The sequence below is a fragment of the Streptomyces sp. HNM0645 genome, assembly GCF_030056615.1.
GTDB lineage: Bacteria > Actinomycetota > Actinomycetes > Streptomycetales > Streptomycetaceae > Streptomyces > Streptomyces marianii.
Genome location: NZ_JASHLT010000074.1, coordinates 1 through 26,078 on the forward strand (window position 1 = coordinate 1; position 26,078 = coordinate 26,078).

Genomic DNA, 26,078 nt, shown 5'->3' on the forward strand with positions numbered 1-26,078 from the left:
CCCGCCTCGCTCCAGGGCCCCGACCAGCCGTCCTCCACGTCCTGCACTGGTCCACCTGGCGCCGCCGACGCCAGCACCAAGCCCGCATCTGTCACTACAAACGACGAGGCCACACCCCACCAGAACCCAAACCACCGTCACACCAAAGACCGTTGCAGTACTAGATCTCGTATGAGTTCTCCTGCCGGGGTGCCGGTGCCGCGTCGTGGCCCACTGGTCGCGGAAGTCGATGGCGGAGCACAGTGGCCTGTCGAAGTCCACCGTCGGCCGGATCTGGCGGAAGTTTCAGCTCAAGCTGCATCTGACGGACACCTTCAAGTTGTCCACGGACCTGTTGTTCGTGGAGAAGGTCTACGACGCCGCCGGGCCGCACTTGAACCCGCCTGAGTGCGGTGGTCCTCTCGGTGCACGAGAAGTCCCGGATCCAGACCCTGGATAGCTCCCAGCCTGTGCTGCCGATGATGCCGGGCATGCCCGGGCGGCGGACCCACAACTACGTTCGCAACGGCCTGACCACGCTGTTCACCGCCTACGATGTCACCACCGGCGAGGTCATCAGCTCCCTGCACCGCCGGCACGGGCTGCGGAGTTCAAGAAGATCCTGATCAAGGTCGACAAGGAAGTGCCGGCGCATCTGCAGATCCACCTGATCTGTGACAACTACGGCACCCACGAGACACCCGCGATCAGGACGTGGCTGTCCAAGCCCCCCGCTTTCATATGCACTTCACCCCGACCGGCTCCTCGAGGATCAACCAGGTCGAGCGGTGCTTCGGCTTCCTGGCCTGCCCAGAATATCCGCCGCGGCACCCACAAGAACGTCCAGACTCTCGAAGCCGACATCCCCGCCCGGGTCAAGGACTGGAACGCAGAACCCAAGCCGTCCATCTGGACCAAGACCGCCGAGGAGATCCTCGAATCCCTCGCCCGATACTGCCGACGGATCTCCGGCGCAGGACACTAGCGGATGTCGGGCAGGTCTCGCAGTTGCCTTCGTGAGGTGAGCTGGAGCTTGCGGAAGATGTTGCGCAGGTGCGCGTCGACGGTCCGGGGGCTGAGGAACAGCTTCGCCGCCACCTCCTTGGAGGTGGCGCCATCGGCGACCAGGCGTGCGATGTGCACCTCCTGCATCGTCAGCTGGTCCGATGCCTTCGACGCGCGGCTGCGGGCCTGCTCGCCCGTGGCGCGCAACTCGCCGGCGGCGCGATCGGCGAACGCCTCGAGGCCGAGGTCGGACAGCACCTCGTGTGCCGACCGCAATGCGGAGCGGGCGTCGCGCCGTCGGCCCTGGCGGCGCAGCCACTCTCCGTACAGCAGGTGTGCCCGGGCACGGTAGACGACCAGTGCGCTGTCGTCGAGCAGGTCGATCGCCTCCTGGTAGGCGGACTCGTCCTCGGTGACGAGGGCCCGCGCACAGGCCTCGATGCCGCGTCCCCACGCGTGCCGGCCGGCCTGTGTGCGCTCTTGGAGGCACGAGAGGGCTGTGGCGGCGACCTCGGTCTCGCCGCACCGTATGGCTGCCTCGACCATCTCCGGCAGGGCCAGACCCGCAGTGCCGACGGCGCCGTACTCGACTGCCTGCTTCGCTGCCTTCAACGCGGCGGGGTAATCGGCCAAGCCGTTGCTGAGTACAGCGGTCGCCCACTGCACGCTGAGGCTCATGCGGTGGTCCACCGACGCGAACAGTGCGACGGCTTCCTTGCGTCGCCCGCGCATCGCGGCCAGATGGAGGCGGGGGTAGACCAGTGGCGCCACGCCGGTGGCGTCGGCGATGGCCTCTTCCTCGGAGATCAGTTCCATCGCGGCGCCGAAGTCGCCCGTGTGCGCGGCCGCGGTGGCCTGCATGGCCAGTCCGATGGGCAGCGCGTGGAAGGAGCCGGACTCGCGGCCGGCGGCGACGGCACGGGTGGCGATGGCGTGCAGGGCGTCGAAGTTCCACAGTTCGGTGGCCACCATGAAGCCCAGTGACGGTCGCCTTGTCCACACATCGTGGTCGGTGTCGGCGAGAACCGGTCGGAGGATCTCCCCCGCCGCCGTATGTCCATCGCTGACCAGGCTGATCAGGCCGGTCAGGACCGCAGCCGCGCCGGATGCCGGCTCGGTCGACGGCGGGGTGCTCCGTGCGGCCTCCACCACCTGGTCGAGGCCGCCGAGCAGCAGGCCCATCTCGATGGCGTCCAGGTAGCAATCCGTTGACCAGGCAGGGTCGGTGGCGCTCAGCCGAGCCGCGGCGCGCAGGAGGTGCTCGGTAGGGCCTTCGTCTCCGCGGCGGCGGACGAAGGACAGCCTGCCGCGGAGGAGGTCGGCTCGGGCGGCCTGGCTGGGTTCGTCGGTCCGGAGGGTGGTGAGCAGGTCGGCTGCCGTATTGAAGTCGCCTACGGAGAGCTTGGCTTGGACGGCGGCGAGCACCCGATCGGCGCGTTGGGCCGGGTTGATCGTGAGGGCGGCGGAGCGTTCGAGGAAAGCGGCCGCCGCCGCGACGCCGCCACGTTCCTGGGCACGGGTGGCGGAGGCTTCGAGCTCGGCGGCGACCTGCTCGTCGGGGCCGGCGCTGGCCTGGGCGCGGTGCCAGGCCCGCCGGTCGGGGTCGACGGCCGGGTCTATCGCGGCGGCCAGCGCTTCGTGCGCCCTGTGCCGCTCCTCCGGGGCCGCTGCGCGGTAGGCGGCGGAGCGGGCGAGGGGGTGGCTGAAGCGGATCCGGGTGCCGAACTCGACCAGCAGGACGGACTGGGCGGCGGCGTCCGCGTCGATGCCCAGGAGTTCGGCCGCGCGCCACAGTAGGCCGGGGTCGCCGATCGGGTCGGCGGCGGCGACGGTCACCAGCAACCGGGCGGCCGGCGTCAGGAGCTCCAGCCGGGAGCGGAAGCTCTGCTCGATGACGCCGGGTACCGAGTCGGGCTGGGCGAATCCGCCTGCCATCCCGGCGAGTCCGGCGGTCCTGGGAAGCTCGACCAGGGCGAGGGGGTTACCGCGCGCCTCGGCCAGGATCCGGTCGCGGACCCGCTCGTCCAGCGGGGCGCGGACCGCCGCGGCCAGCAGTGCGCGGGCTTCCGACTCTCCGAGACCCTGCAGCACATGGCTGGGCAGTTCGTCCAGCTCGGGCCGACGGCTCGGCTCGCGCGCGGCGAACACGAGAGCGATCGACTCGGCCGAGACGCGGCGGGCGAGGAAGGCGAGGGCCCTGGCCGATGCCTGGTCCAGCCACTGTGCGTCGTCGACGACGCACAGCAGCGGGCGCTCCCGTACGGTCTCCACCAGCAGGCCCAGCGACGCGACGCCGACCAGGAACGGGTCGGGTGTGCCGGTGTCGAGGCCGAAGGCGATCTGCAGGGCGTTGCGATGCGGCGCGGGCAGCGCCGTCAGCCGGCCGGTGACGGGCGCGAGCAACTGGTGCAGCGCGGCGTACGGCAGTTCCGTCTCGAACTCCGCGCCGGAGGCCTGCATGATGAGGAATCCGGTCGCCGCCTCGTCGAGGCGCCGCAGCAGCGCGCTCTTGCCGATGCCCGCCTCACCGCGCAGGACCAGAGCGCCGCCCCGGCCCTCCCGTGCCGCTCGGAGCAGGGCGTCGAGCCGGCGTGTCTCATCCTGACGGCCAATCAGCACGTCCGTGTGTGTCTCGAGCATGTCCGAAACCTATGCGGTCGTACGCGGCAGAGGAATCCGGGAACGTCCTCAGTCGCCCAGGGCATGTCCGGGAGCATGCTGGGCGGCCCACCGGCGCTGGATCGCTGTGGCGACCTGCCGGACAAGAAGCTGGGTGGAGCGGGTTGGGGCCGTCGACAGATGCCCGGCCTTGGGCGCGATGACCAGAGACGCTTCGCGCGATGACCAGAATCGACGACACGCCGCCCGCGTGGGACGAGCGCTCCAGCAGGTACCGGGTTGGCCGTAGACGAACTCGCCGCCGGACCGGGGCGGCCGGCCCCTGGTGTGTGGCTGCCGCGGGGCCGGCCTGCGCAGGACACGGTCCGAGCGCATCCTGGCCAGTACCTGCACCGGCAGATCCCGCAAGAGACGGGCCAGGCGGGGTGCGTCGTGGCCGGCGTCCGCGATGACGGGACGTCGGGGTCGCCGGCCAGCCACTGGGCTGCGGTGGTCAGCCGCTCGACCAGGTCCCGCAACTGCCGTGCGGTGACGGTCGCGGTGTCGTCGCCGGGTGCCAGGCGGAGCGCATCCAGCGGTGCCGTCCACGACCTGCGGCCGGGTTCCAGCGCGCAAAGACGGTCGAGTACGGCCACCCGGGAACGGGAATCTGCTGGTCCTTCCCCGGCCGTAGGTGCGGCACAGGATCCGCTGCGGTGCGGTGTGGGCGTCCGACCGCAGCCAGCAGATGACATCGACGGCGAGGACCAGCCGGCCGTCAGCGGCAGCGGCAGCGAGGCAAAGTCCGTCACATCCGGTCCGCGTCGACCCGGCCCTTTGCGAGGGTCGCGTAGAGTCCTCCGTGCCCACTGGGGTGTTCGCCGACCAGCGACAGCTCGGCCAGTGATCCCACCGGTCCGTCACCACGCAGAGTCGAGTCGGTGCGTTCGGACAAGGCGTCCGAACGGGCGGTGAGGCAGGAGTGGAACTCGACCCGGAAGCGTGACAGTTCGGCCAATGACTCTCGCCGGGCGTACTGATGCAGCAGACTCATCCTCACGGCCTTCGCGCTGGACGTGTGTGCTCCTTGGTCGGAGTAGATGTTCGGACGAAGGCTGCTTCCGCGTACGGCGTATAGCGAGCCGAGTGATCACGTACGACGCACCGTTCGACGACACACGTTAAAGATCAAGGTAGAGGCCGTCGCTCTTCGCGACGATCGGCATCCACTCGCGGCGCCAGGACGGATGGTCAACTCGATCCTCTCAAACGATCGAGTTCCTACCGAACCCGGAACGGTTCACATTCGCCGAGATCCTCACAACATGCTCTGACCAGCACCTCAAAGACTGGGTCACCGCAAGCCGCGCCGAGGATCTGCCCGGACTCCACACGTTCGCCACCGGCCTGGAGAAGGACTGGGACGCCGTCGTCCAGGGCCTGACCACCTGCTGGAACTCCGGTCCGGTGGAGGGCCGGGTCAACCACATCATTCTGTGGAATCAACGATATCAAGCCGTGTGCTTGTGCATCACGTCGAGGTAGTGCCGATCGCGGTGCCGAACATGGTGGTCCCGGCCGGGCAGGCTGAAGACAGCGCAGACCTCGGCGGGCTGGGTGAGGATGCTCGACTGCTCGCCGAAGGTGAGGACGGGGTTGACCGTTCTTGCCACTCTTGCGCTCCGGCTCGGGGTTCGGCCCGGACACCCGGCCTCCACGAAGCCCTCACCGGCCTCGGTGAAGACGACCACGCCATCGTCGACGGCACCCTGATCCCCACCGACCGGATCCGCGCGGACGAGCCGTACTACTCGATGAAGCACCGCAAGCACGGCATGAACGTGCAGGTCATCGCCCATCCCGACGGCACACCGCTCTGGTTCTCCCGCGCGACGCCCGGCAGGACCCACGACCTGACCGCGGTCCGGGCGTCCAGGCCTGCCCCACCCGACAGATCCTCGTCCTGGCAGACCGTGCCCACCAGGGCGCCGGCGCCACCTTCCGTACCCCGTACTACCACCACCGCGAACAGACCGAGCACTACCAGCAGTTCACCGCGACCACGCCCGACTGAGAGCTCCCGGCGAACGCGCCTTCGCGCAGTTGAAGTCCTGGCGGCTCCTACGAAGAGCCAGATGCTCCACCCGCCGCATCGGCACCATCGCCGAAGCCGTCCACACCCTGCTGACCTGGAACTATTCAAGTTGAAAGAGGCTCACTGACAGCTCCCGGAACACGCCTACGGGTCTGCCGCACGCAGTCGTATAGGCAATGACTACCGACGCGAGCGGTACGCGCCCGCTGCGAGCGTCGAGCCATGACCCGCACCGCACCGCAACGGACCACCACCACCGGCTGGATGCCGCTGGCGGTCCTGGCCACAGCACAGTTCCTGGTCGTGCTGAGCACGTCGATCGTGAACGTCGCCCTGCCCCAGATCCGGGCCGGGCTCGATCTGTCGGACACGGGCCAGGCATGGACGGTCAACGCCTACGTGCTGGCCTTCGGCGCGCTGCTGCTGCCGGGCGGGCGGGCAGGCGACGCCTACGGGCTTCGCCGCGTGTTTCTGCTCGGAGCCGGCCTGTTCGGCCTCTCGTCCCTGGGCGCGGCACTGGCGCCCACGGCGACCCTGCTGATCGCCTTCAGAGGCGTGCAGGGGGTCGGGGCCGCGCTGCTGGCGCCCACGGCGCTGGCCCTCGTGCTGACGCTCTACCCCGACGGGAAGCGGCGTGGCGTCGCGCTCGGAATGTGGGGCGCGGTCTCCGGCGCCGGCGGGGCGGCGGGCGTGCTGCTGAGCGGGCTTCTCACCAGCCTGTACGGCTGGCGTGCGGTGTTCGTCGTGATGGCGCCCCTGGCCGTGGCCGTCCTGGTCGCCACCCGCCTGCTGGTCGGGGCCGACCCGCCACGCGGCGGAAGCCTGGACGCGCCGGGCGCGGTGACGGTGACGGCAGGTCTGGCCGCGCTCGCCTACGGCCTGTCAGGTCCTTGGCCGCTCGCCGTGATCGGCCTGGCGCTGCTCGGCCTGTTCGCGGTGCTCCAGCGTCGTGCCGCCGACCCTCTGCTGCCGGCGCGCATGCGCGTGGTCGCGGCGCCCAATGTGCTGATGGCCCTGCTCGGCGCGGTCTGGCTCGGCCTGTTCTACTTCCTGCCCCTCTACCAGCAGCGCACCCTCGGCTACTCGCCCCTGGAAGCCGGGCTCACCCAGCTCCCTCTCGCCCTCATGATCACCCTCTCCTCGTGGGCCGCCGGCAAGAGGTCCGGCTGCCATGTGCTCCCCTCGGGCCTGCTGGTCCTCGCGACCGGACTGGCCTGGCTGTCCCGTACCCCCGCCGACGGCACCTTCCCCGTGGACCTGCTCGGCCCGACGCTCCTCATCGGCACCGGCCTGGGGGTGGCCTTCGTCCGGCTCACCGCAATGGCCTCCACAGGCGTCACGGCCACCGACAACGGCCTGGCCGGCGGACTGGTCAACTCCACCCGGCAGGTCGGCGGAGCCATCGGCCTGTCCTTCCTGACCCTGCTCCCCTCCCCCGGTGCGGCCTTCCTCGCCTGCGCCGCCCTGACCCTGCTCATCTCGGCACTCGCGACACGAAAGGCATGACCATGCCCCTCGAAAAGCCCTACATCAGCGGCCACTTCACCCCCGTCGCCGACGAGATCACCAGCCGCGGGCTGAACGTACGCGGCACCCTCCCGCCCGAGCTGAACGGCCGCTACTTCCGCAACGGCCACAACCCCAAGCCGGGCATCACCCCCACCCACTGGTTCCGCGGCGAGGGCATGATCCACGGCATCCGCCTGGCCGGTGGCCGGGCCGAGTGGTACCGCAACCGCTGGGTACGCACCCCCTTCCTGGACGGCGTGCCGTTCACCGGAACCGAACTCGACGTCAGCGCCGCCGCCACCAACATCATCTTCCACGGGGGCCGCTACCTGGCCCTGCAGGAAGCCAACCTGCCCTGGGAGGTCAGCGCCGACCTCGACACGATCGGCGTCCACGACTTCGGCGGCAAACTCACCAGCTCGATGACCGCCCACCCCAAGGAGGACCCCGAGACCGGCGAACTGCACTTCTTCAGCTACAGCCCCTTCCCGCCCTACCTGACCTACTACGTGGCCGACGCCTCCGGCGCCATCGTCAGGTCGGAGGTCGTCGACGGCTCAGGCCCCTCGCTCATGCACGACTTCGCCCTCACCCGCGAACACGTCGTCTTCATCAACTCACCGGTGGTCTTCGACCACGCCGAGCACTCCGGCATCCCCTACCGCTGGCACGACGACGTCCCCCTGCGCATCGGCGTGATGTCCCGCGCCGGCGGCAGGACCACCTGGTTCGAGGCGCCCGACCAGGCGGCACTGCTCCACGTCGCCAACGCCCACACCGACACGCAGGGCCGGATCGTCCTCGAAGCACCGCGCTTCGACCGTTCCGCCTGGGAGAACTCGTGGAAGTGGTGGGTCGGCGCACCCGGCTACGGCACCAGCCCCGACGCCGGCTCGACCCTCCACCGGTGGATCGTGGACCCGGCCACGGGCAAGGTCACCACCGAGTCGCTCAACGACCTGGCCACCGAGTTCCCGTCGATCAACGACGCCCACACCGGAACGGCCCACCGCTACAGCTACGCCATCGCCTTCCCCGGAGCGGGCCTGTCCGGCTACCACACCGTCAAGTTCGACACCCGGACCGGGCAGGAGAAGCTCCTCGCACACGGCGAAGGCCGGATGCCCGGCGAAGCCGTCTTCACGCCCGCTGAGGGGGGGACCGCCGAGGACGACGGCTACCTGCTCACCATCGTCAGCGACCTCACGGCCGACGCCTCGGAACTCCTCGTCCTGGACGCCGGCGACCTGAGCACCATCGCCACCGTCGAACTCCCCCGCAGAGTGCCCGCCGGCATCCACGGCAACTGGATCCCCGACACCGGGACGCCCGCCTGACCCACCCAAGCCGCCCGGGACGCCGCTGGCTCCCCCGCAGCGGCGGCCCGGGGCCCGGACACCGAGGAGTCTCAATGACGAAGTCATGCCGCCTGCGTGACCGGCGGGGCGGAGGTGAAGACTCGCCCGTCACGCAGCAGGGCCCACAGCATGCTGGCCCGTCGGCGGGCCAGGGCGATGACGGCCTGCACGTGCTTGCAGCCCTCGCCGCGCTTCTTGAGGTAGAAGTCCCGGTTCGGTCCCTCGCGGATGATGTTGGTCTGCGCGGACATGTAGACCACTCGCCGCAGACGGCGGCTGTAACGCTTGGGCCGGTGCAGGTTGCCGGTGCGGCGCCCGGAGTCACGCGGGACGGGCACGAGCCCGGCCGCGGAGGCGAGGTGGCCGGCGTCGGCGTAGGCCGACAGGTCGCCGGCCGCGACGACGAACTCGGCGCCGAGTATCGGGCCCATGCCGGGCAGGGACTCGATGATCCCGGCCTGCGGGTGGCTGCGGAACGTCTCGCGGATCTGCTCGTCGGTCCGCTTCAGCCGGTCGTCCAGGGCCAGGATCTGCTCGGCCAGGTCGGCCACGATCTGCGCGGCGACGTCCTCGCCGGGCAGCGCGGTCTGCTGGGCCTGCGCCGCTTCCAGCGCGGTCGCGGCAACGGCATCGGCGCCCCGGACGTTGAGGCTTGCCAGCCAGGCCGTCAGCCTCGCCCGGCCGCGGCGGCGGATCGCCGCCGGGGTCTGGTATCCCGTCAGCAGAACCAGCGCGCCCTTGTGCGCGGAGTAGTCGAAAGCCCGCTCAAGTGCGGGGAAGATGCCGGGTGAGCACGTCACGCAGACGGTTGATCATCCTCACCCGGTCGGCCACCAGATCGGAGCGGTGGGCAGTCAGCAGGGCCAGATCGGCGGCCAGCTGGGCGGGCACGTCGATAGTGGCGAAGTCCCGGCGGTGGCGGACGGTCTCGGCGATCACGTAGGCGTCGCGGGCGTCGGTCTTCGCCTCACCCCGGTAGGCGCCCGACATACGGTTGACCGTGCGGCCAGGCACGTAAACGGCCCGCTGACCGTTGGCCGCGAGCAGGGCCAGCAACAGTGCGGAGGACGTGCCGGAGACGTCCACCGCCCAGGACACCTCGTCGGCCAGGTCCAGGATCTCGCCCATGACGGTCAGGATCGCCGTCTCGTCATTGTCGATCTTCTTCGACCACAAGGTCGCGCCGGCCTCGTCGACCACAGCCGCCCAATGGTGGCCTTTACCGGCATCGACGCCGGCCCATACCCGGGCCCGTCGCTCGCTCACTCGCCCCTCGTCGATCCACACGGCATGCCGTCGGCCCGAGGAACACCCCGCTGTCATCTCCGTAATCAGCGACCGCACACAGCGCGCACATCTCAATCAGCAGCCAGGGCGCCCCGGAGAACCGGGCAGCCACTCCTCGGAAGCCACTGAAGGCAAGAAGCCATAAGCCACACCCGGCCCTCCCGGGCCGACCAACAACTCACGGAGACGCCATGACCTACCCCACGACCGTCGACGAGAACGCCCCCGTCATCGCCGACCACACCATCCGGATCTCCGCTCCTCTCGAGCGGGTCTGGCAGCTGCACACCGGGATCCGGTTCTGGCCCGTCTGGCAGTCCGCCATCACCGAGGCCCGGCTCGACGGCCCCCTTGCGCCCGGCGCCACCTTCCACTGGGAGACCGCGGGCCTGTCCATCGACTCCACCGTCTACGCGGTCGACTCGGTCGATGCCCCGTACCGCATCCTGTGGGGCGGGCCCGCGCACGGCATCACCGGCGTGCACGAGTGGACCTTCACCGAGGACGGAGACGACGTCGTGGTCCGCACCCGGGAGTCCTGGGCGGGCGCGCCGATCGACGCCGACCGGGACAACCTCGCGGCCGCGCTGGACGACTCGCTCGTCACCTGGCTCGAGGCCCTGAAGAAGGCAGCGGAGTAGTGGCCGAGCCTCTCGTCCTCACCGATCTGCTCCTGGCCCTCGTGCTGGCGATCACCGGTGGCCTGCTGGGCCGCCGGGCAGGCCGCCGACAGCCACGGTCCGCACCGCCCCAGGCGCGGCGGCGTCCGGTCGTCCTGTACGTCGCCGCCGCAGTCGCCGCAGCCCGGCTGGCGGCCGCTTTCCTGCTGCTGGCGACCAGCGGGGGGCAGCTGGTCGCCCACCGCTTCCTGCTCGGTCTGCCGGGTCGTGGCGCTGCCTTTGGTCTGGGCGCTGATACGGCGCAGTGCCGTCGCCGCGCACACCAGCACAACGTGTTCACCCACCTGTGGCCGGGCAAGGAGGACCTGATCGGGGCCTTCGGCACAGCCGGCATCGCCGAGCTCCGCGCCGTCCCGGCCGGCCGGCCGGTGGTGCTGCGGCTGATCAACCGTTCGAAGGAGCCGCACCGGATCCTGCTCGGGGGCACGCCGTTCCGGGTCACCGCCCACGACGGCAACCCGATCGGCGAGCCGGGAGAGCTGAAGCCGGGCACGGACTTGTTCCTCGCTGCCGGCGCCGCTACGACGTGACCTTCACCATGCCGGACAGCGTGGTGACGCTACGGCTGGACACCTCCGAGATCCCCAACGAGGCGGCCCTCGCATTCAGCCCCGACGGGCGTGCCGAACCCGCCGCGCCGGAGCAGGGCGATCTCTTCGACCGCCTGTCGTATGGCAAGCGGACCGGCCCGAAGCCCGAAGGCGGCCCCTACGACCGTGGCTTCGGCCTCGTTCTGGACAACGGCTCCGGCTTCAGCGGGGGCTCGTTCACCTACACGGACACGATCAGCTGCCGCCTCTCCCCGGCCGTGCCGACCCTGATGGTCAGCGAGGGCGACCGGGTGCGGATGCGAATCACCGCTCGGGGGATCATCGGCCATCCCATGCACCTGCACGGCCACCGGATCCGGGTGATCTCGCGCAACGGCGAGGCGGTCACCGGCAGCACCTGGTGGACCGACACCCTCAACGTCGCACCCGGCGAGAGCGGTGACGAGGTAGGACAGCCGCTCGTTGTGTCGAGTCTCCTGCCGTGTGCATGGTCTCGGAGCCACAAACCAGGCCATCCCTGGGCAGGTGGAAGCCGTAGTCAAGGACACAGTTCAGCCCATCGCATGGCGCCCCTTTCGCGCGTGACGGTGCCGTGCCGAGTGGCGAGGGCGGCAACGATGAACATCCCGCGACCGTGTTCGTCCTCCGAGTCGGCGTGAGACGGCAGGGGGGACTGGGAGCCGCCGTCGGTGACCTCGATGCGAAGGGCGCCACATCGCGTACAGCGGACTCGCAGGGCTGCCGGCGGAAGAGCGTGGACGACGGCATTGGTGACCAGCTCGGAGATGATGAGAAGCGCGTCTTCGCATGCCGAGGGCGGCACTCGCAGACACGCCAGGAAGTCGTGTGCCAGGCGGCGGATCCGGCTGACGTCTTCGGCGCCGGCGCCCACCAGGACGAGGTACCTGGCTTCTTTGTCATCCGTGTCGGGCCAGAAGAGTCCGTGGCGCTGGGCCTGACCGGAACCGGGGGCCGCGGCGCCGGGATCCGCGTCGAGCAGTTGCACCGGCCCGGTCGGTCCAGGGAGTACTTGGGTAGTCATGACAACCTCGCGCCTTCCGCGTGGGGGCCGAGCGGTCTCCGACCCCACCCCAAACTGGTAATAACCAGATATGACCAGATTGAACCCAGGGTGGAGAAGTTGTCAATTGGGTCCAAGAAGATTTTCGGCAGGCCTCAGGGCGAAACGGCGCGGAGGGGGATCGCATGCATCAGCGGCCGCTCCGGATCCGGGCGCGGAAAGCCCGGCGGTGGGACTCCTGCACCTGCTCCAACGGATCACCGTCGAATTCCCACGGCCAGGCGGTGGCCACCGCCGACATGGCCTCGAAGACCGGCCAGGCGTCGCGCGGGCGCGTGGCTTTCGTCAGTACGTAGGCAAGAAGGTTGAGGTCGGCGAGTGCTGCTGCGTGTGCGAGGAATCCGGGCTGCGGCCAGGTCGCGGCAGCTTGGTCGACAAGGGCCCGTTCGTGCGGCTGGTTCCAGTGCCGGTGTGCGGTCAGCGCTTCGATCCCGCCGGCTGCCAGAGCTCTGCGGTACCGGGTGAGGGAGTGGGTGAGGCTGAGGGCCGCCACGGGGGCTCCGGGGGGCGCGGCCATGGTGACGGAGTCCAGGAACTGCACGGTCAGGGCACTGGATCCACATTCCTCCGGGGAAACGTAGCCCAGCATCTCGCGGTGTGCTTCCCGGTTCCAGCGGTCGCGCTCTTTGACGGCCTCCCACACGGGCTGCACCGCCGCGCCGGAGGCCCGCTGCATCCGGTGGCAGCTGAGCATGGCAACCCAGGGGGCGGGGTCCGGGGGCGCGAGCGCCGCTGCGTGCCGGCACAGACGCATGGTGGCATCGATGTCGAGAGCCGTACCGGTGGCGCGGGCTCTGTGGATGTCGGCGAAGACCTGGAGGAGCAGGGCGTCGGCGCCGGCAGGGTCCCGGCTTCGCCATTGGCTGGCGAGCACGGAGGCTTCGGGGATGGTGCTGAGCACGAGCAGGCGGTGCATGCGCCGGTCCCAGTCGTCTGCCGCATCGCGCAGTACCTGCTCGATGGGGTACGTGAGGGCGCCGCGGTCGTTGGCTTCCGCCAGGTTGTCGCCCTGGGCGGCGATCTGGGCTTCGAGGTGGGTCAGAGTGCGGGTGAGCTGGCTGTCGTCCAGTTGTGGGCACAGTCGGCGGGGTGGTCTCTGTCGTCTTCGGGGCCACATGGTCACCTGCTCCTTCCTCCGTTGTGTCCGTGCGTCAGCGGGCGCCGGGCCGCTGCCGCAGGAAAGCGGTCAGGCCGTGCGAGGTGTCTGTGCCTCAGCGGGGGCGTCCCGGCAGACTCCCCCCAGGACGGAGGTCGTGTCTGTGGCCGTCACGGCGAACAGAGCTGCTCCGAGGAGCCCGGCGTCCGCACCGAGAGGAGAGATCTCCACCGTTGGTGCGGTCCGCCAGGCCAGTCCCCGTTGCAGGCTCCGGCGGACCGGGACCGTGAGGAGGTCTCCGGCCGCTGCCATACCGCCCGCCAGGACGATGCGCTGGTGGTCGAGCAGGACCGTCGAGGCAGCGAGCGCCCTGCCGAGGGCGTCCGTCGCCTCGGCCCAGACGCGGGCGGCGTCCGGGTCGGTGTCGAGGCGTGCGGTGATGTCGGCGGCGGTGTCCGCGCTGCCGCCGGTGCGGCGGTAGCGGCGGACCAGGGCGCCGGCTGAGGCGTAGGCCTCGACGCATCCGCGCTGGCCGCAGGGGCACGGCTCGCCGTCGGCGTGCACGGGGATGTGGCCGAACTCCCCGGCGATGCCGCTTGCGCCGTGTATGAGTCGGCCGTCGCTGACGATGCCGGCAGCCAGACCGGTGCCAAGCACGACCACGAGCAGGTCGCTCACGCCAGCGCCGAGCCCGAGCTGCCGCTCCGCCAGGCAGGCGGCCCTCACATCGTGCTCGAGGGTGACGGGCAGGTGCACGGCGGCGGCCACGGCTGCGGCCAGGGGTGTGTCGCGCAGGCCGAGGTTCGATGCGAAGCGGACGATTCCGGCGTCAGTGTCGATCAGCCCTGGAGCGCAGAGGCCGACGGCCCTGGTGCCGGGGCGGATGAGGGCCGTGGCCGCCTGCACGACCGCGGCGACGACGGCGTCGGGTCCCTTCGGTGAGGGTGTGGGAAGTCGCAGCGTTTCCTCGGCCGTCCCGTGGGCGTCGTAGCGGGCTGCCTTGATCGTGGTGCCGCCGAGATCGACGGCGACAACAGGGGCGGGGCGTGTCATCAGTACCTTTGTCCGGCGGGCTTGTGGCGGGCAATGGAGCGGTAGTAGGCCCGTTGTTCCAGCTGGGAGGCGGCGAGCGCGTCCACCACGACCGTGACGTGGGGGTGCAGCTGGAGGACCGTGGCGGGGCAGGCCGCGGTGACGGGGCCTTCGACGGCAGCCGCCACCGCGCGGGCCTTGTGCGGACCGGTGGCGATCAGCACGAGGTGGGACGCCTCGCCGATCGTCGCGAGTCCCTGGGTGATGACGTGGCGGGGAACGTCCTCGATGCCCCCGAAGAAGCGGGCGTTGTCGCGGCGGGTGTCGTCGGTGAGGGTCTTGAGCCGGGTGCGTGAGGCCAGTGAGGAGCCCGGCTCGTTGAAACCGATGTGGCCGTTGACCCCGATTCCGAGTATCTGCAGCCCGAGGGGCCCTGCCTCGGTGAGGCAGCGCTCGAAGCGGCGGGCTTCCGCAGCCGGGTCGGGTGCCGTGCCGGAGGGCAGGTGCAGCCGCGCGGGGTCGAGGTCGACATGGTCGGCCAGCTCGCGTCGTATCACCTGGGCGAAGGACTGCGGATGGGCGGCCGGGAGTCCAACGTACTCATCGAGCAGGAAAGCCTCGACGCCGCTGAAGCTGAGGCCCTCGTGGCGGTGGCGCCGGGCCAGGTCCCGGTAGACCCCCAGGGGTGAGGAGCCCGTGGCCAGCCCCAGCGTTCTCACGCCCTCCGCGAGCGCTTGGTGGACGATGCCGGCGACCGTGCGGCCGGCGTCCTCCGCGTCCGGGCGGATCACCACCTCCATGTCACGGCCCCTCGCCGTTCGGGGCCACCGCGCAGAATGTCTCGCTCATCTCCCGGGCGGTGTCACGTGCCGTCGCAGGGCTGGTGGCGTCGAGTACGGCGGCCGCCAGGCTGCGGCACTGCTCCAGCGTGAGCCCGGCGAGCGCGTCGCGGACGTCGGCGACGGCCGGGGCGGCCATGGACAGGCCTCTCACCCCGAGACCGGCCAGAACGAGCGCCAGCAGCGGATCGGCGGCCGCCTCTCCGCAGACACCCACGGGCCGACCCAGGGCCTCGGCCGCGCCACACACCGTGGCGACCAGGGTGAGCAGGGCCGGCTGCCAGGGGTCCAGGAGATGGCCGAGGGCCTGGGAGGTCCGGTCGGCGGCCAGGCTGTACTGGGCCAGGTCGTTGGTACCGATGCTGGCGAAGTCGACATGAGGCAGCAGATCGTGCGCGAGAAGGGCCGCTGACGGTATTTCGATCATGATTCCGACGGTCTGCACGCCGCAGCTGCGGGCGAGGCCGGCGAAGTGGGCGGCTTCCTCGGCGGTGGCGACCATCGGCGCCATCACCCTCATCCGCGCACTGGTGCGGCGCTGTGCCGTAACGAGGGCCGCGAGCTGGGTTTCGAGGATGCCCGGCCGCAGCGTGGCCGTGCGCAGCCCCCGCAGCCCGAGAGCGGGATTGTCCTCACGGGGCAGGTGCAGGAAGGGCAGGGGCTTGTCGGAGCCGGCATCCAGGGTGCGCACCGTCACCGTACGCCCCTCGAAGGAGTCGAAGACCTGGGAGTAGGCCCGTATCTGTTCCTCGAGAGTGGGGGGTTCGCCACGGTTCAGGAAGAGGAACTCGGTACGGAACAGCCCCACCCCTTCGTTGTCGGCCTGTGCCGCGCGGAAGGCGTCCGCGGGGGTGCCGATGTTGGTCAGGAGCTGAACGGCGTGACGGTCGGCGGTGCGGCCCGGCCCCTTGGTACGGGGCTGCGTGCGGGTCCGGGCGTCGTCGAGGGCTTGCTGCCGACGTTGGGGCGAGGGGTGGGCCTCGACGGTGCCGGCCCGGCCGTCGAGGAGGACGGGGATGCCGTCCGGAAGGGTGCCGGCCCGGGGGCATCCGACCACCGCGGGCAGACCGAGTGCGCGGGCGAGGATGGCGGTGTGTCCGGTCGGGCCGCCCTTCTCGGTGAGCAGGCCCACCACGTCACCACCGGCCAGCCGCGCGGTGTCGGCCGGGGAGAGGTCCTCTGCGGCCAGGATGAACGAGTGTCCTGGACGGGGTATGCCGGGCATGGGTACGTCCATCAGGAGTGCGACGGTGCGGTTGCGGATGTCGCGCAGGTCGGCGGCGCGTTCGGCCATGTATCCGCCGACTTGCTCAAGTTGGGTGCAGTAGGCGTCGATCGCGAGGGAGAGGCTGTGGGCGGTGGGCACGCCTTGGCCGATGTGGTGGGCGGCGGCCTGGATGAGGGCGGGGTCGCCGGCCATGGCGGCGCCGGCCTCCAGGACGGCGCCTGCCGTGCCGCCTGTGGCGATGGCGGAGAGTTGCGCGGCCACTTCGGTCAGGGCCTGGCGTACCCGCTGGACTTCGTGGGCGGGGTTCTCACCCGGTGCTTCGTCGGGGTCGGTGATGACCGGCGGCGTCATGCGGGCCAGGGGTGCACATGCCACCCCGGGGCTGACGCCGTAGCCGGTCATCGTGATCGAAGTGGGGCTCACGCGTCGAGCTCCTTGCTCAGCAGGGCCGCCAGTTCCTCGAGGACGGTCTCCGCCTGCCGGCCTTCTGCGGTCAAGGTGACCCGGTCGCCGTAGCCGGCGCCGAGCGTCATGACGCCCAGCATGCTGTCGGCGGCCACGGGGGGCCGGCCGTCGACGGCGATCGTGACCGGCAGCGGCGCCTGGGAGGCTGCCTGGACGAAGACGGCGGCGGGCCTGGCGTGCAGGCCGTTGTGTGAGCCGATGGAGACGACGCGCTGCGCCATGGACGGTTTTCCTTTCGAAGGGGCTGTCGAAGTGCGTGGGGCCGTGTCAGGCCGCGGGCTGGGGCTGGCGCTCCTGATCGGCCTCCGGGTTGTCCTCCTCGCGGCCGGGGGTACGCAGGTTCCAGCGGCGGATGACGAAGCGGAACAGCACGTAGTAGAGGACGGCGTAGCCCAGGCCTATGGGAATCAGCAGCAGCGGGTCGGTGGCCTTGCCCCAGTTGAGTACGTAGTCGATGAGACCGGAGGAGAAGGTGAACCCGTGGTGGATGTCGAGGGCGTTCACCAGGGCGAGAGACGTTCCGGTCAGCACGGCGTGCACCAGGTACAGGGGCCAGGCGACGAAGAGGAAGGCGAACTCGATGGGCTCGGTGATGCCGGTGAGGAAGCTGGTGAGTCCGGCGGAGAGCATGATCCCGCCGACGGCCTTGCGGTGCTCGGGGCGGGCTTCGCGCCAGATCGCCAGGGCTGCGGCGGGAAGGGCGAACATCATGATCGGAAAGAAGCCGGTCATGAAGATGCCCGCCTCGGGGTCCCCTGCGAAGAACCGGTTCAGGTCACCGTGGGTGCCGTTGTGGTCGCCGATGATGAACCACACGACGGAGTTCAGGATGTGGTGCAGGCCCAGCGGGATGAGCAGCTTGTTCGCCATTCCGTAGATACCGCCGCCGACGATGCTGTTCTCATCGACCGCCTCGCCGACCGCGGTGAGACCGCTGTTGAACAATGGGTAGATCAGGCTCATCAGGACGCCGACGACGAGTGCGGTCACCGCGGTGAGGATGGGGACGAGTCTGCGTCCGCTGAAGAAGCCCAGATAGGGCGGAAGCACGGTGCGGTAGAAGCGCTGCCACAGCACGGCGGCGAGCAAGCCGACGACGATACCGCCCAGGACCCCGAAATTGACCACCGCCTGCTCGCCCGCGAGATCCTTCCGGCCTTCGAGGACGACCGGCGACATGGCCTTGAAAACGCCTTCCAGCACGAGATATCCCACCACCGCGGCCAGTGCGGTGGAGCCGTCGGCCTTCTTCGCGAACCCGATCGCGATCCCGACGGCGAAGATCAACGGCAGATGCGTGAACAACGCTCCACCAGCGGCCGAGATGACGTGCGCGGTGTCCTGCAGTGCGGGGAAGCGGCCCAGGACGTCGTCCTGCCCCAGCCGCAGCAGCAGACCCGCGGCCGGAAGCGTGGCAATCGGCAGCATCAGGCTACGGCCGAGTTTCTGCAGACCCGCAAGGCCCGGACGGCGGCCTGCGGACGTGGATGTACTGGTGCTCATGACAACCTCAAAGGCGTGTGCAGGGGGCGGGACGCGGAGAGCCGGACGGGAACGCAGCAGCCCGGAGCTGCCCGTTGGGCCGAACTTCAGCTCTGGTATTGACTGGTCATTACCAGTTCGCCCTCAGCATGACCCTGCACCCGGGGCATGTCAATGCTTCGAGGCAGCAGAACGCCGCGGGGCATGCAATCCGCCCCGAGCGGGCGCAGGCGCCGCCGTGATGAGATCGAGGCCTGGCGCATGCTGCATACTGGTAGTAACCAGTCAGAGGGGTGCGACAAAGCCTCCCGGAACCGAGAGTGGGGTCGCAGTGGCTACACAGCAGATCGCCGCCAAAGGCATGGTGCCCAAGCACGCACAACTGCGCGCGATTCTGGTCGACATGTGCACCAGCCAGCTCTCCCCCGGCGACGCACTGCCGAGTGAGCGGCAGCTGTGCCTCGACCACGGGGTCAGCCGGGTGACAGTACGCGAAGCCCTCAGTCAGCTCGTGGCCGAAGGACTGGCCGTCCGGGTACACGGGCGCGGCACCTTCGTCGCCGAGCGGACACACCGTTCAGAACTCGGCCTGGCCTCCTTCCACGAGGACATGCGCCGACTCGGCCTGGAGCCGGGCACCGTCGTACTCTCCACTGACAAGAAGACCCCCACCTCAGCCACCGCCGCAGCTCTCCAGATGACCGAGAAGCAGCAGTCATGGCACGTCCGCCGCCTCCGGCTGGCAAACGGGACGCCCATCTGCGTCGAGGACGCCTGGTACAGCGCCGACCTTCTGCCGGAGCTGGACAGCGTGGACTTCACCGCCTCGATCTACGACACCCTGGGCTCACGGTTCGGATATCCCATCGACCGTGCGGAGCAGACGGTCGGGGCAGGGTCGGCCTCCACGGAGACCGCCGCCCTCCTGGGCATCCGCAAGGGCACTGCCGTCATGACCTTCGACCGGATCGCCTACAGCGGCGAGCAGCCCGTCGAGCACGCGTACTCATGGTTCCGCGCCGACCGTTACCAGTTGCACATGACCCTCACCGAGCACTGAATCCCGGCCCGGGGACATCCCGGCGGGCGGGGGTTGCCCATGCATTGACACGGGTCGGACTTGACATGTGCATGATGCTACCGCTTGCCTGCGACGACATCCCAGGGCTACCCTCCTGGTCATAACTGGTAATTACCAATTCGCTTGCGGCGTGGTCGTCACTTCGGCGCGGCGCCGCATCAATCCGCTGAACAGGAGGGGGCACCCATGTCCAAAGCCCGACTCATCGTCGACGGGCTCGGAGGAGCAGACAACATTGCCGACATCGAGGCCTGCATCACCAGACTGCGCACCGAAGTGAACGACCCGGGCGTCGTTGACTTGGGCGCCCTCAAGAAAGCGGGCGCCCACGGGGTCCTGGTGTCGGCCGGAGTCGTCCAAGTGGTCGTCGGCCCCGAGGCGGACTCCCTGGCCGAGGACATCAAGGAGCTGCTGTGAGTCTTGCCGTCTACGCCCCGCTGTCCGGGACCCTCGCGGCACTCGGCAAAGTCCCCGACCCGGTCTTCGCAGCTCACATGGTGGGCTCGGGAGTGGCCGTGGAGCCTCCCCACGACGCCGGGCCCGTCGACGTCGTGGCGCCGGTCGCAGGCACGGTCGCCACCCTGCACCCGCATGCGTTCGTGATCCGTACCAGCAGCGGGGCGGCCGTCCTCGTGCACCTGGGCATCGACACCGTGCGGCTGAGGGGAGAAGGGTTCCGCGCGCATGTGGCCGCAGGGGAGCAGGTAGAGGTCGGCCGGACTGTGATCACTTTCGAGCCGTGCACGGTCCGGGCACACGGCCTGTCCGCAATCTGCCCGATCGTGGTCCTCGACAGCCGGCCCGGATCGACGCAGCCACCGTCCGTCACCGGCCCGGTACCGGCCGGGGCCCTGCTGTTCAGCTGGGCGGCGCTGTGACAACGGCCGGCGACCGTCCCCCGAAGAGGCCCGGCAGCCAGGGGCCCGGCTCCCGTCCTCCGTGCGAAGCGGTCCTGATGGATCTGGACGGCACCCTGGTCCTCAGCGAAGAGGTCCACCGCCTGGCCTGGCAGGCGTTCTTCGACACATGGGGCGTCGAGGTGACCGACGCCGACTACGAGCAGCAGTACATGGGGCGACGGCCCAGTGACGTCGTCGCCGGCGTTCCCGGGCCCTGGACGGGCGCCGACGCACAAGCCGTGCTGTCCACCATGACCGCATTCACTCTGGAACACGCCGGCAGCGTCGAGGTCGTTCCCGGTGCTGCCGCACTCATCCGGCGGCTGCGTGTGAAGTATCCCGTCTCCGTCATCACCAGCGCCGGTGCGCTGTGGGCCCAGCACCTCCTCGACAAGGTGCTCGGCGTAGGGCACTTGGTCGACGTGGTCATCACCGCGGAGGACACCACGTCCGGGAAGCCCTCCCCAGAGGGTTACCTCAGGGCCTGTACCGCCCTGCGGGCGCGGCCCGCGCACTGCCTGGCCTTCGAGGACTCCTTGTCGGGAGTCAGCGCCTTGGTCGCCGCCGGTGTCCGGGACATCGTCGGCGTCACCACCACCACCGCCGCGGCCGACCTCACCCTGGCCGGCGCGCGCTGGACCGTCCCCGATCTCACCGCCGCAAGCGTGCGCAGCATCAGCGGCGCCCTCAGAGCACACTCCCCGGCTGCGGGACGCAACGACGAGGAGAGCAAAGCATGAAAAGACTCGACGTGGCCGTGATCGGTGCCGGATTCATCGCCCGCACCCACCTGCCGGCCTGGATCGCCCTCGGAGCACGGATCCGCATCTTCTCCACCGACGATCAAGCCGGGCTGCTCGCAGAGGAGTTCGGCCTCACCGAGGCCGCCTGTCTCGAGGAAGCCCTGGACGGGGCGTCGGTCGCCGACATCTGCACCCCCACCACCACCCATCGCGACATCGCCCTGGCCGCCTTCGCGGCAGGAGCGGACGTCCTGTGCGAGAAACCCCTCGCCCTGACTCCGGCAGACGCCCTGGAGATGGCCGAAGCCGCCCACAAGGCCGGACGTCTGCTCTACCCCGGACACGTCGTGCGATTCTTCCCCGCCTATGCCCGCCTCCGCAGCATCATCGGGTCCGGGGCGCTCGGGCGCCCGGCCGTGGCCCGCTTCACCCGCACCGGCCGCTATCCCACGTGGAGCCCCTGGTTCGCCGATACCGCCCTCTCGGGAGGCATCGTCACCGACCAGATGCTCCACGACATGGACATCGCCAGGTGGCTCTTCGGGGAGGTTGTCAGCATCCACGCCACCCAGTGCGGCCACCGCGCCACCCCCGCCTCCGCCTCCGCCTCCGCCTCCGCCTCCGCCTCCGAGGGACCCGTGGCCACCGGCAGCGCCACCCTCACCCACGACTCCGGCGTGATCACCCAGGTCCTGGGTGTGTGGGGCCCGCCCGCCACTCCGTTCCGCTACACCTTCCACGTCGCCGGCTCCAACGGCACCCTCACCCACGACTCCCTCGCCCACCCGTCCCTGCGCCTGACCGGTACAGCCGGCTCCGAAGCCGGCGCAGTACCCACCGGCGACTTCGGCGAGGACCCCTTCACCGCCCAGATCCGCGAGCTCGCGACCGCCTTCCAGGGCGGCCCCGCCCCGCGGGTGAACGCCCTGGACGGTGTGGCGGCCGTCAAGATCGCCGCAGCCGCCCGCCGCTCCGCAGCTACCGGGCTGGCCGTCGCCGTCCACGACGCAGCCCCGCGCACGCTCACGGAAGGAAGCCCCCGATGAAGGTCGCCCTCCTGTCCTTCGCCCACGTTCACGCAGCGACGTACGTCCAACTGCTGCGTGACCGAAGCGACATCGAGCTCATCGTGACCGACCCCGACGCCGATCCCCGCGACCCCACACGCGGCAAGGCCCTGGCCGACGAACTCGGTGCCACCTACCGGGCCGGTTACGACGAGGCCCTCGCAGAGCGTCCCCGGGCCGTCATCGTCACCAGCGAGAACGCCCGCCACCGCACACTCGTCGAGCTGGCCGCCGCCGCAGGTGCTCACATCCTGTGCGAGAAACCCCTGGCCACCACCGAAGACGACGCACGCGCAATGATCGACGCCTGCGAGCGGGCCGGCGTGAGCCTCATGACCGCCTACCCCGTACGCTTCCACCCGGCCTTCGCAGCCCTCCGGCACGCCCTGTCCGACGGCGCCCTCGGGCCCCTCCTCAGCGTCCACGGCACCAACAACTCCTCTCCTCCTGCTCTGGAACGCCCCTGGTTCGCCGACCCGGCCTTCGCCGGAGGCGGCGCCATCATGGACCACACCCTGCACATCGCGGACCTCCTGGACGTCCTGCTGGAGGGCGAGCAGCCCACCCACGTCCACGCCGTCGCCAACTCCCTCCTCACCTCCAGCACCGACGGACCGGAAGCGGAGTCCGCCGGGCTAGTCACCCTCACCTACCCGCGGGGCCTCGTCGCCACCATCGACTGCAGTTGGAGTCATCCCGCCACCCACCCCACCTGGGGCGGCCTCACCCTCACCTGCGTCGGCGAGCGCGCCCTCGCGGAATTCGACGCCTTCCCACCACTCCTCACCGGCTACGACACCACCCAGGCCACCACCCGCTGGGAACCCGCCGCCATCGACCTCGACGCCATCATGCTCGAGGGTTTCCTCACAGCCGCCCGCACCGGACAACGCGCCCACCCCGACGGCGAGACAGGACTGCGCACTCTCAAAACCGCCCTCGCCGCCTACGCCTCGCTCCACACCGGCCAACCCGCCACCATCACAACAACCTGACCGGCCCACAAGACGCCGCCCCAAGACGAGCAGGAGCGACCGGCGGAGCACATGACCCGCATGGCGAGGCACCGGTCACCGGACTGGGGAGTGGCTCATCAACAGCGGATCCGATGATCAAGGAGACTCGGAGCAGCACCACGAGCGGACGCTCCTTCCCTGCTGGAGGGCTCCCGGGAGGGAGACCGACACCCACCGTCCGTGTCAACCTCGGCCGCGCCACCTCCTCGTGGTCCGCCGGCCGAGGGGGTGGAAAGAGTCTGCCAGGTGCCGTCTAGGGCCTGTTGCGAAAGTGCTGATCGCACAGGTTGCTAGGGTCCAGGCATGACACGCCTGAAGATCGAGATATCCGTCCCCGAGAGTCATGCCGAGGCTGTGATCGAGGCTCTCCATGTGGCCGGTGCAGGACGGGTTGGCGAGTACGCACGGTGTTCCAGCATCTGGAAGGTGACCGGAAACTGGCAGGCCATGCCTGGCGCGCAACCGTACGACGGCGAGGTTGGCGTCGTACAGCACAGCGAAGAGTGCCGGGTCGAATCGGTCTGTGACGCGGCTCAGGCCAGAGCCGTCCAGCAGGCTGTTCGTGATGCCCATCCCTACGAGCAACCGGTGATCCACTTCCTGCCGCTGTACGAGCCGTAAGCAACGTTGGCCGGTGTGCCCTTCACAGCCATTCGTTGATGGCTGCGACCAGCACGGTTGCTTCGAAGCGGACGGCGAGTTTGTCGTACCTCGTGGCGACGGCGCGGTGGCGCTTGAGCCGGTTGATGCCGCACTCGACGGCGTGCCGCTGCTTGTAGTCGTCCTTGTCGTACTTTGGTGGCCGCCCGCCGCGCGATCCGCGCTTGAGCCGGTTGCGGACCCGATCCGCAGGTAAGGATCCTCGCCCAGGTTCCGTCTCGCTGCCAGCGCCGGAACAGATCGTAAACTCGGTCCCACGGCCCGTAACGCTCAGGCATGTCCCGCCAGGGAGCTCCGGTCCGGGTCCTCCACCGTATGCCGTCTATCAGCTGCCGCCGCGTCCACACCTGCGGTCGGCCCGGCTTGATGCCCTGCGGCAGCAGCGGCTCGAGCCTGGCCCATTGGACGTTCGTCAGATCCCCACGTCCCACAGGACGTGATCATGAACGAACGAGATCCACTTTCGCAACAGGCCCTAGCCCAGCCCGCCGAGCACGACCACCCGGTCACACTCGCGGCGCTCAAGGCGTTCCACGCGAGTGCCGGCCCGGGTGCGGCCATCCACGCCGGGAACGGCGACGACGCCTGGACACTGTCCGTCGGTACCGGCACCATCAACACCAACCGGCCCATCGCGTCCGACGAACACTTCCGCATCGGCAGCCAGACCAAGACATTCACCGCGGTCGCCGTACTGCAACTCGTCGACGAGGGAAAGGTGTCACTCGACGAACCCATCGACGGCTACCTGCCCGGCGTCGTCTCCGGCAACGGCTACGACGGCACCCGCATCACGGTCCGCCACCTGCTCCAGCACACCAGCGGTCTCGCGGCCTACAACCCGTACCCGATCATCCAGACCCCCACGCCCAACCCGGACGGTACGTACGACCTGGCCGCATCGGTGCGCAAGGGGCTCAGCAGTCCCCCGGTCTCCGCACCCGGAGCCGGTTTCACCTACTCCAACACCAACTACCTCGTCCTCGGCATGCTCATCGAGAAGATGACGCGGCAGCCGGTGCACACGGCCATCACCGGCCGGGTCATCGAGCCTCTGGGGCTCAGCCGTACGGTCTTCCCCGCCCCCCGGCGACCGCGCCCTGCCCGCTCCCGCAGTCAACGGATACCACGGCGCTCGTCTGGGCGGCCTGTACTTCTGGACGCCCGCACTCACCTACGACCCGTCCCTCTACAGCAGTGCCGGCGCGATCATCTCGACCCTGGAGGACCTGACCTCCTTCTACCGGGCGCTTGCCTCGGGCGAGCTCGTCTCTCCCGCGAGCCTGACCGAGATGGAGAAGGTGTGGGAAGCCTCAGTCGGCAGCGGCTACGGCCTGGGCGTCATCAGGGCAGAGCTGTCCTGCGGCACCGTCGCGTGGGGACACAGCGGCGGCGTACCGGGCTACCTCTCGCAGACCCTGGTGACCAAGGAAGGACGACACGCGTCGGTCGTGACCAACGCGCTGTTCCAGGTCAACACACCGAGCCGGCAGTTGAGCGCGCTGCTTGACGCCGCCCTGTGCGAGAACACACCGGGGCAGAACTTCTGAGGTGGTGAAGCGCCTCACGGACTGCTGCCGCCAGCCGTTCGTGAGGCGCTTCGGGCACCATGCGCGCGGACCGGTCGGCGGTTCCCGTGATGTCGTCCGGTCATCTGTGTCGGTAGCGCGGCCGTCAGTCCCCCGGACTGTCGTCCGGAGCGCACCGCCGCCTCCGTCGCCCCGCACACCCTTCCGCCCCCCGCACTACGACATCCAGGAGTTCACATGGCGTACCGCTACCGATGCGGCGAATGCGGCTTCACCACACGGTGGACAACCGAGTCCGACGCCGAGGACGTCTCAATCGCCCACTATGCCGACCGCCACCCCGGGCTCGTCCCCGGCGGCAGCGTCGAGATCAACAAGAAGAACCCCCATTCCCCTGGCTGCCTCCCGATGCTCGGGATCGCGTTCCTGCTGCTCCTGATCTTCGCCTCATGCCGACGGTAGTTGAGAGGTGCGGGAGTGTCATGGGTCAGGTGGAAACCTCGTCAGAAGGGACACCTGGACACGGCCGACGGCTGGCAGCGACGAAGGGGGAAGCATGGACGATCGTCAGCTGAGAGGGCGGTATGTGAGTGTTTAGGTAACTTGTCGTCACCTGAATGTGTGGCAGGACGGTATCCCGGCCGGTCGGGGGCCGTGGGCGTGCTGGGCTGGTCGCCGTGAGCGAGCGCAAGCCCTACAAGACCGACCTGACCGACGAGCAGTGGTCGCTGGTCGAGCCGGTGATCACCGCGTGGAAGGCCGGTCACCCCTCGGTCAGCGGCCATCAGGGCCGGTACG

The 26,078-nt window shown here is 69.7% G+C and carries 24 protein-coding genes and 6 pseudogenes; 17 read left to right on the plus strand and 13 right to left on the minus strand.

Features of this window, described 5'->3' with window-relative positions:
- Positions 1 to 211: 211 nt before the first annotated feature.
- Positions 212 to 964 (plus strand): annotated as a pseudogene (locus QMZ92_RS33665) (IS630 family transposase); the annotation flags it as partial.
- On the opposite strand, the gene QMZ92_RS33670 reads toward QMZ92_RS33665, so the two are convergent.
- The 4 genes from QMZ92_RS33670 to QMZ92_RS33680 form a co-directional block, all read right to left on the minus strand.
- A complete protein-coding gene (locus QMZ92_RS33670) occupies positions 961 to 3,624 on the minus strand; it encodes an AAA family ATPase (RefSeq protein WP_283301419.1) in 2,664 nt (887 codons plus the stop codon). The pseudogene QMZ92_RS33665 and the gene QMZ92_RS33670 sit on opposite strands and share 4 nt — an antisense overlap.
- 48 nt (positions 3,625 to 3,672) lie before the next feature.
- On the minus strand, positions 3,673 to 4,509 hold the full coding sequence (locus QMZ92_RS33675) for a transposase (protein ID WP_502962200.1): 837 nt from the start codon (positions 4,507 to 4,509) through the stop codon (positions 3,673 to 3,675).
- Positions 4,391 to 4,636 carry a hypothetical protein gene (locus QMZ92_RS36640; protein ID WP_502962203.1) on the minus strand — a complete coding sequence of 82 codons (246 nt, stop codon included), beginning with the start codon at positions 4,634 to 4,636 and terminating at the stop codon, positions 4,391 to 4,393. The genes QMZ92_RS33675 and QMZ92_RS36640 overlap by 119 nt, the downstream gene beginning before the upstream one ends.
- A 457-nt stretch (positions 4,637 to 5,093) precedes the next feature.
- Positions 5,094 to 5,255 carry a hypothetical protein gene (locus QMZ92_RS33680; RefSeq protein ID WP_283301456.1) on the minus strand — a complete coding sequence of 54 codons (162 nt, stop codon included), beginning with the start codon at positions 5,253 to 5,255 and terminating at the stop codon, positions 5,094 to 5,096.
- Positions 5,256 to 5,288: 33 nt separating this feature from the next.
- On the opposite strand from QMZ92_RS33680, the pseudogene QMZ92_RS33685 reads away from it, so the two are divergent.
- From QMZ92_RS33685 to QMZ92_RS33695, 3 genes and pseudogenes are all read left to right on the plus strand, one after another.
- Positions 5,289 to 5,790: pseudogene (locus tag QMZ92_RS33685) on the plus strand (transposase family protein); the annotation flags it as partial.
- 109 nt (positions 5,791 to 5,899) lie between these two features.
- On the plus strand, positions 5,900 to 7,183 hold the full coding sequence (locus tag QMZ92_RS33690) for an MFS transporter (RefSeq protein ID WP_283301420.1): 1,284 nt from the start codon (positions 5,900 to 5,902) through the stop codon (positions 7,181 to 7,183).
- Entirely contained in the window at positions 7,180 to 8,523 is a 1,344-nt protein-coding gene (locus QMZ92_RS33695) for a carotenoid oxygenase family protein (protein WP_349307789.1), read from the plus strand. The genes QMZ92_RS33690 and QMZ92_RS33695 overlap by 4 nt, the downstream gene beginning before the upstream one ends.
- A gap of 83 nt (positions 8,524 to 8,606) precedes the next feature.
- Here the strand turns inward: QMZ92_RS33695 and QMZ92_RS33700 are convergent.
- A pseudogene (locus QMZ92_RS33700) lies at positions 8,607 to 9,810 on the minus strand (IS110 family RNA-guided transposase).
- Positions 9,811 to 10,022: 212 nt separating this feature from the next.
- Here QMZ92_RS33700 and QMZ92_RS33705 point away from each other — a divergent pair.
- From QMZ92_RS33705 to QMZ92_RS33715, 3 genes are read left to right on the plus strand one after another with little or no spacing between them, the layout of a single operon-like run.
- A complete protein-coding gene (locus tag QMZ92_RS33705; RefSeq protein ID WP_283301422.1) occupies positions 10,023 to 10,472 on the plus strand; it encodes an SRPBCC family protein in 450 nt (149 codons plus the stop codon).
- Positions 10,472 to 11,041, plus strand: coding sequence for a cupredoxin domain-containing protein (locus QMZ92_RS33710; RefSeq protein ID WP_283301424.1), 570 nt, complete (start codon positions 10,472 to 10,474; stop codon positions 11,039 to 11,041). The genes QMZ92_RS33705 and QMZ92_RS33710 overlap by 1 nt, the downstream gene beginning before the upstream one ends.
- 8 nt (positions 11,042 to 11,049) lie before the next feature.
- On the plus strand, positions 11,050 to 11,721 hold the full coding sequence (locus QMZ92_RS33715) for a multicopper oxidase domain-containing protein (RefSeq protein ID WP_283301454.1): 672 nt from the start codon (positions 11,050 to 11,052) through the stop codon (positions 11,719 to 11,721).
- Here QMZ92_RS33715 and QMZ92_RS33720 read toward each other — a convergent pair.
- The 7 genes and pseudogenes from QMZ92_RS33720 to QMZ92_RS33750 form a co-directional block, all read right to left on the minus strand.
- A pseudogene (locus tag QMZ92_RS33720) lies at positions 11,697 to 12,104 on the minus strand (ATP-binding protein); the annotation flags it as partial. The gene QMZ92_RS33715 and the pseudogene QMZ92_RS33720 overlap by 25 nt on opposite strands.
- 169 nt (positions 12,105 to 12,273) lie before the next feature.
- Positions 12,274 to 13,260: a hypothetical protein gene (locus tag QMZ92_RS33725; RefSeq protein ID WP_283301426.1), complete on the minus strand. Its 987-nt coding sequence runs from the start codon at positions 13,258 to 13,260 to the stop codon at positions 12,274 to 12,276.
- 69 nt (positions 13,261 to 13,329) lie between these two features.
- Positions 13,330 to 14,292 (minus strand): ROK family protein, encoded by a 963-nt coding sequence (locus QMZ92_RS33730; RefSeq protein WP_283301429.1) that lies wholly within the window; start codon positions 14,290 to 14,292, stop codon positions 13,330 to 13,332.
- Entirely contained in the window at positions 14,292 to 15,071 is a 780-nt protein-coding gene (nagB, locus tag QMZ92_RS33735) for a glucosamine-6-phosphate deaminase (protein ID WP_283301430.1), read from the minus strand. Before nagB ends, QMZ92_RS33730 begins: the two co-directional genes overlap by 1 nt.
- A gap of 1 nt (position 15,072) precedes the next feature.
- Entirely contained in the window at positions 15,073 to 16,740 is a 1,668-nt protein-coding gene (gene ptsP, locus QMZ92_RS33740) for a phosphoenolpyruvate--protein phosphotransferase (RefSeq protein WP_502962201.1), read from the minus strand.
- A 17-nt stretch (positions 16,741 to 16,757) separates the two neighbouring features.
- Complete coding sequence (locus QMZ92_RS33745) at positions 16,758 to 17,024, minus strand: HPr family phosphocarrier protein (RefSeq protein WP_283301433.1); 267 nt, start codon at positions 17,022 to 17,024, stop codon at positions 16,758 to 16,760.
- A 46-nt stretch (positions 17,025 to 17,070) separates the two neighbouring features.
- Positions 17,071 to 18,306 (minus strand): PTS transporter subunit EIIC, encoded by a 1,236-nt coding sequence (locus QMZ92_RS33750; protein WP_283301435.1) that lies wholly within the window; start codon positions 18,304 to 18,306, stop codon positions 17,071 to 17,073.
- Positions 18,307 to 18,616: 310 nt separating this feature from the next.
- Here QMZ92_RS33750 and QMZ92_RS33755 point away from each other — a divergent pair, with 310 nt between their 5' ends.
- The 7 genes from QMZ92_RS33755 (at position 18,617) to QMZ92_RS33785 (ending at position 23,712) form a co-directional block, all read left to right on the plus strand.
- The gene (locus QMZ92_RS33755; RefSeq protein WP_283301437.1) at positions 18,617 to 19,345 is read left to right on the plus strand and encodes a GntR family transcriptional regulator; all 729 of its coding nucleotides are present in this window, start codon (positions 18,617 to 18,619) and stop codon (positions 19,343 to 19,345) included.
- 207 nt (positions 19,346 to 19,552) lie between these two features.
- Complete coding sequence (locus tag QMZ92_RS33760; protein WP_283301439.1) at positions 19,553 to 19,783, plus strand: PTS sugar transporter subunit IIB; 231 nt, start codon at positions 19,553 to 19,555, stop codon at positions 19,781 to 19,783.
- Positions 19,780 to 20,244 (plus strand): PTS sugar transporter subunit IIA, encoded by a 465-nt coding sequence (locus QMZ92_RS33765; protein ID WP_283301440.1) that lies wholly within the window; start codon positions 19,780 to 19,782, stop codon positions 20,242 to 20,244. The genes QMZ92_RS33760 and QMZ92_RS33765 overlap by 4 nt, the downstream gene beginning before the upstream one ends.
- Before the next feature lie 77 nt (positions 20,245 to 20,321).
- On the plus strand, positions 20,322 to 21,005 hold the full coding sequence (locus QMZ92_RS33770; RefSeq protein ID WP_283301442.1) for an HAD family hydrolase: 684 nt from the start codon (positions 20,322 to 20,324) through the stop codon (positions 21,003 to 21,005).
- Positions 21,002 to 22,054 (plus strand): Gfo/Idh/MocA family protein, encoded by a 1,053-nt coding sequence (locus tag QMZ92_RS33775; protein ID WP_283301443.1) that lies wholly within the window; start codon positions 21,002 to 21,004, stop codon positions 22,052 to 22,054. The genes QMZ92_RS33770 and QMZ92_RS33775 overlap by 4 nt, the downstream gene beginning before the upstream one ends.
- Positions 22,051 to 23,070, plus strand: a complete 1,020-nt coding sequence (locus QMZ92_RS33780; RefSeq protein WP_283301445.1) for a Gfo/Idh/MocA family protein — start codon at positions 22,051 to 22,053, stop codon at positions 23,068 to 23,070. Before QMZ92_RS33775 ends, QMZ92_RS33780 begins: the two co-directional genes overlap by 4 nt.
- Positions 23,071 to 23,394: 324 nt before the next feature.
- Positions 23,395 to 23,712, plus strand: coding sequence for a YqfO family protein (locus tag QMZ92_RS33785; RefSeq protein WP_283301447.1), 318 nt, complete (start codon positions 23,395 to 23,397; stop codon positions 23,710 to 23,712).
- Positions 23,713 to 23,734: 22 nt separating this feature from the next.
- Here the strand turns inward: QMZ92_RS33785 and QMZ92_RS36645 are convergent.
- Positions 23,735 to 24,182, minus strand: a pseudogene (locus QMZ92_RS36645) (transposase).
- Positions 24,183 to 24,193: 11 nt separating this feature from the next.
- Here QMZ92_RS36645 and QMZ92_RS33795 point away from each other — a divergent pair.
- The 3 genes and pseudogenes from QMZ92_RS33795 to QMZ92_RS36185 form a co-directional block, all read left to right on the plus strand.
- Positions 24,194 to 25,301: pseudogene (locus QMZ92_RS33795) on the plus strand (serine hydrolase domain-containing protein).
- Between the two features lie 216 nt (positions 25,302 to 25,517).
- Positions 25,518 to 25,742, plus strand: a complete 225-nt coding sequence (locus QMZ92_RS33800) for a hypothetical protein (RefSeq protein WP_283301449.1) — start codon at positions 25,518 to 25,520, stop codon at positions 25,740 to 25,742.
- Between the two features lie 215 nt (positions 25,743 to 25,957).
- Positions 25,958 to 26,078: transposase (locus QMZ92_RS36185; protein WP_502962202.1), on the plus strand; the 121-nt coding region annotated here is incomplete at its 3' end.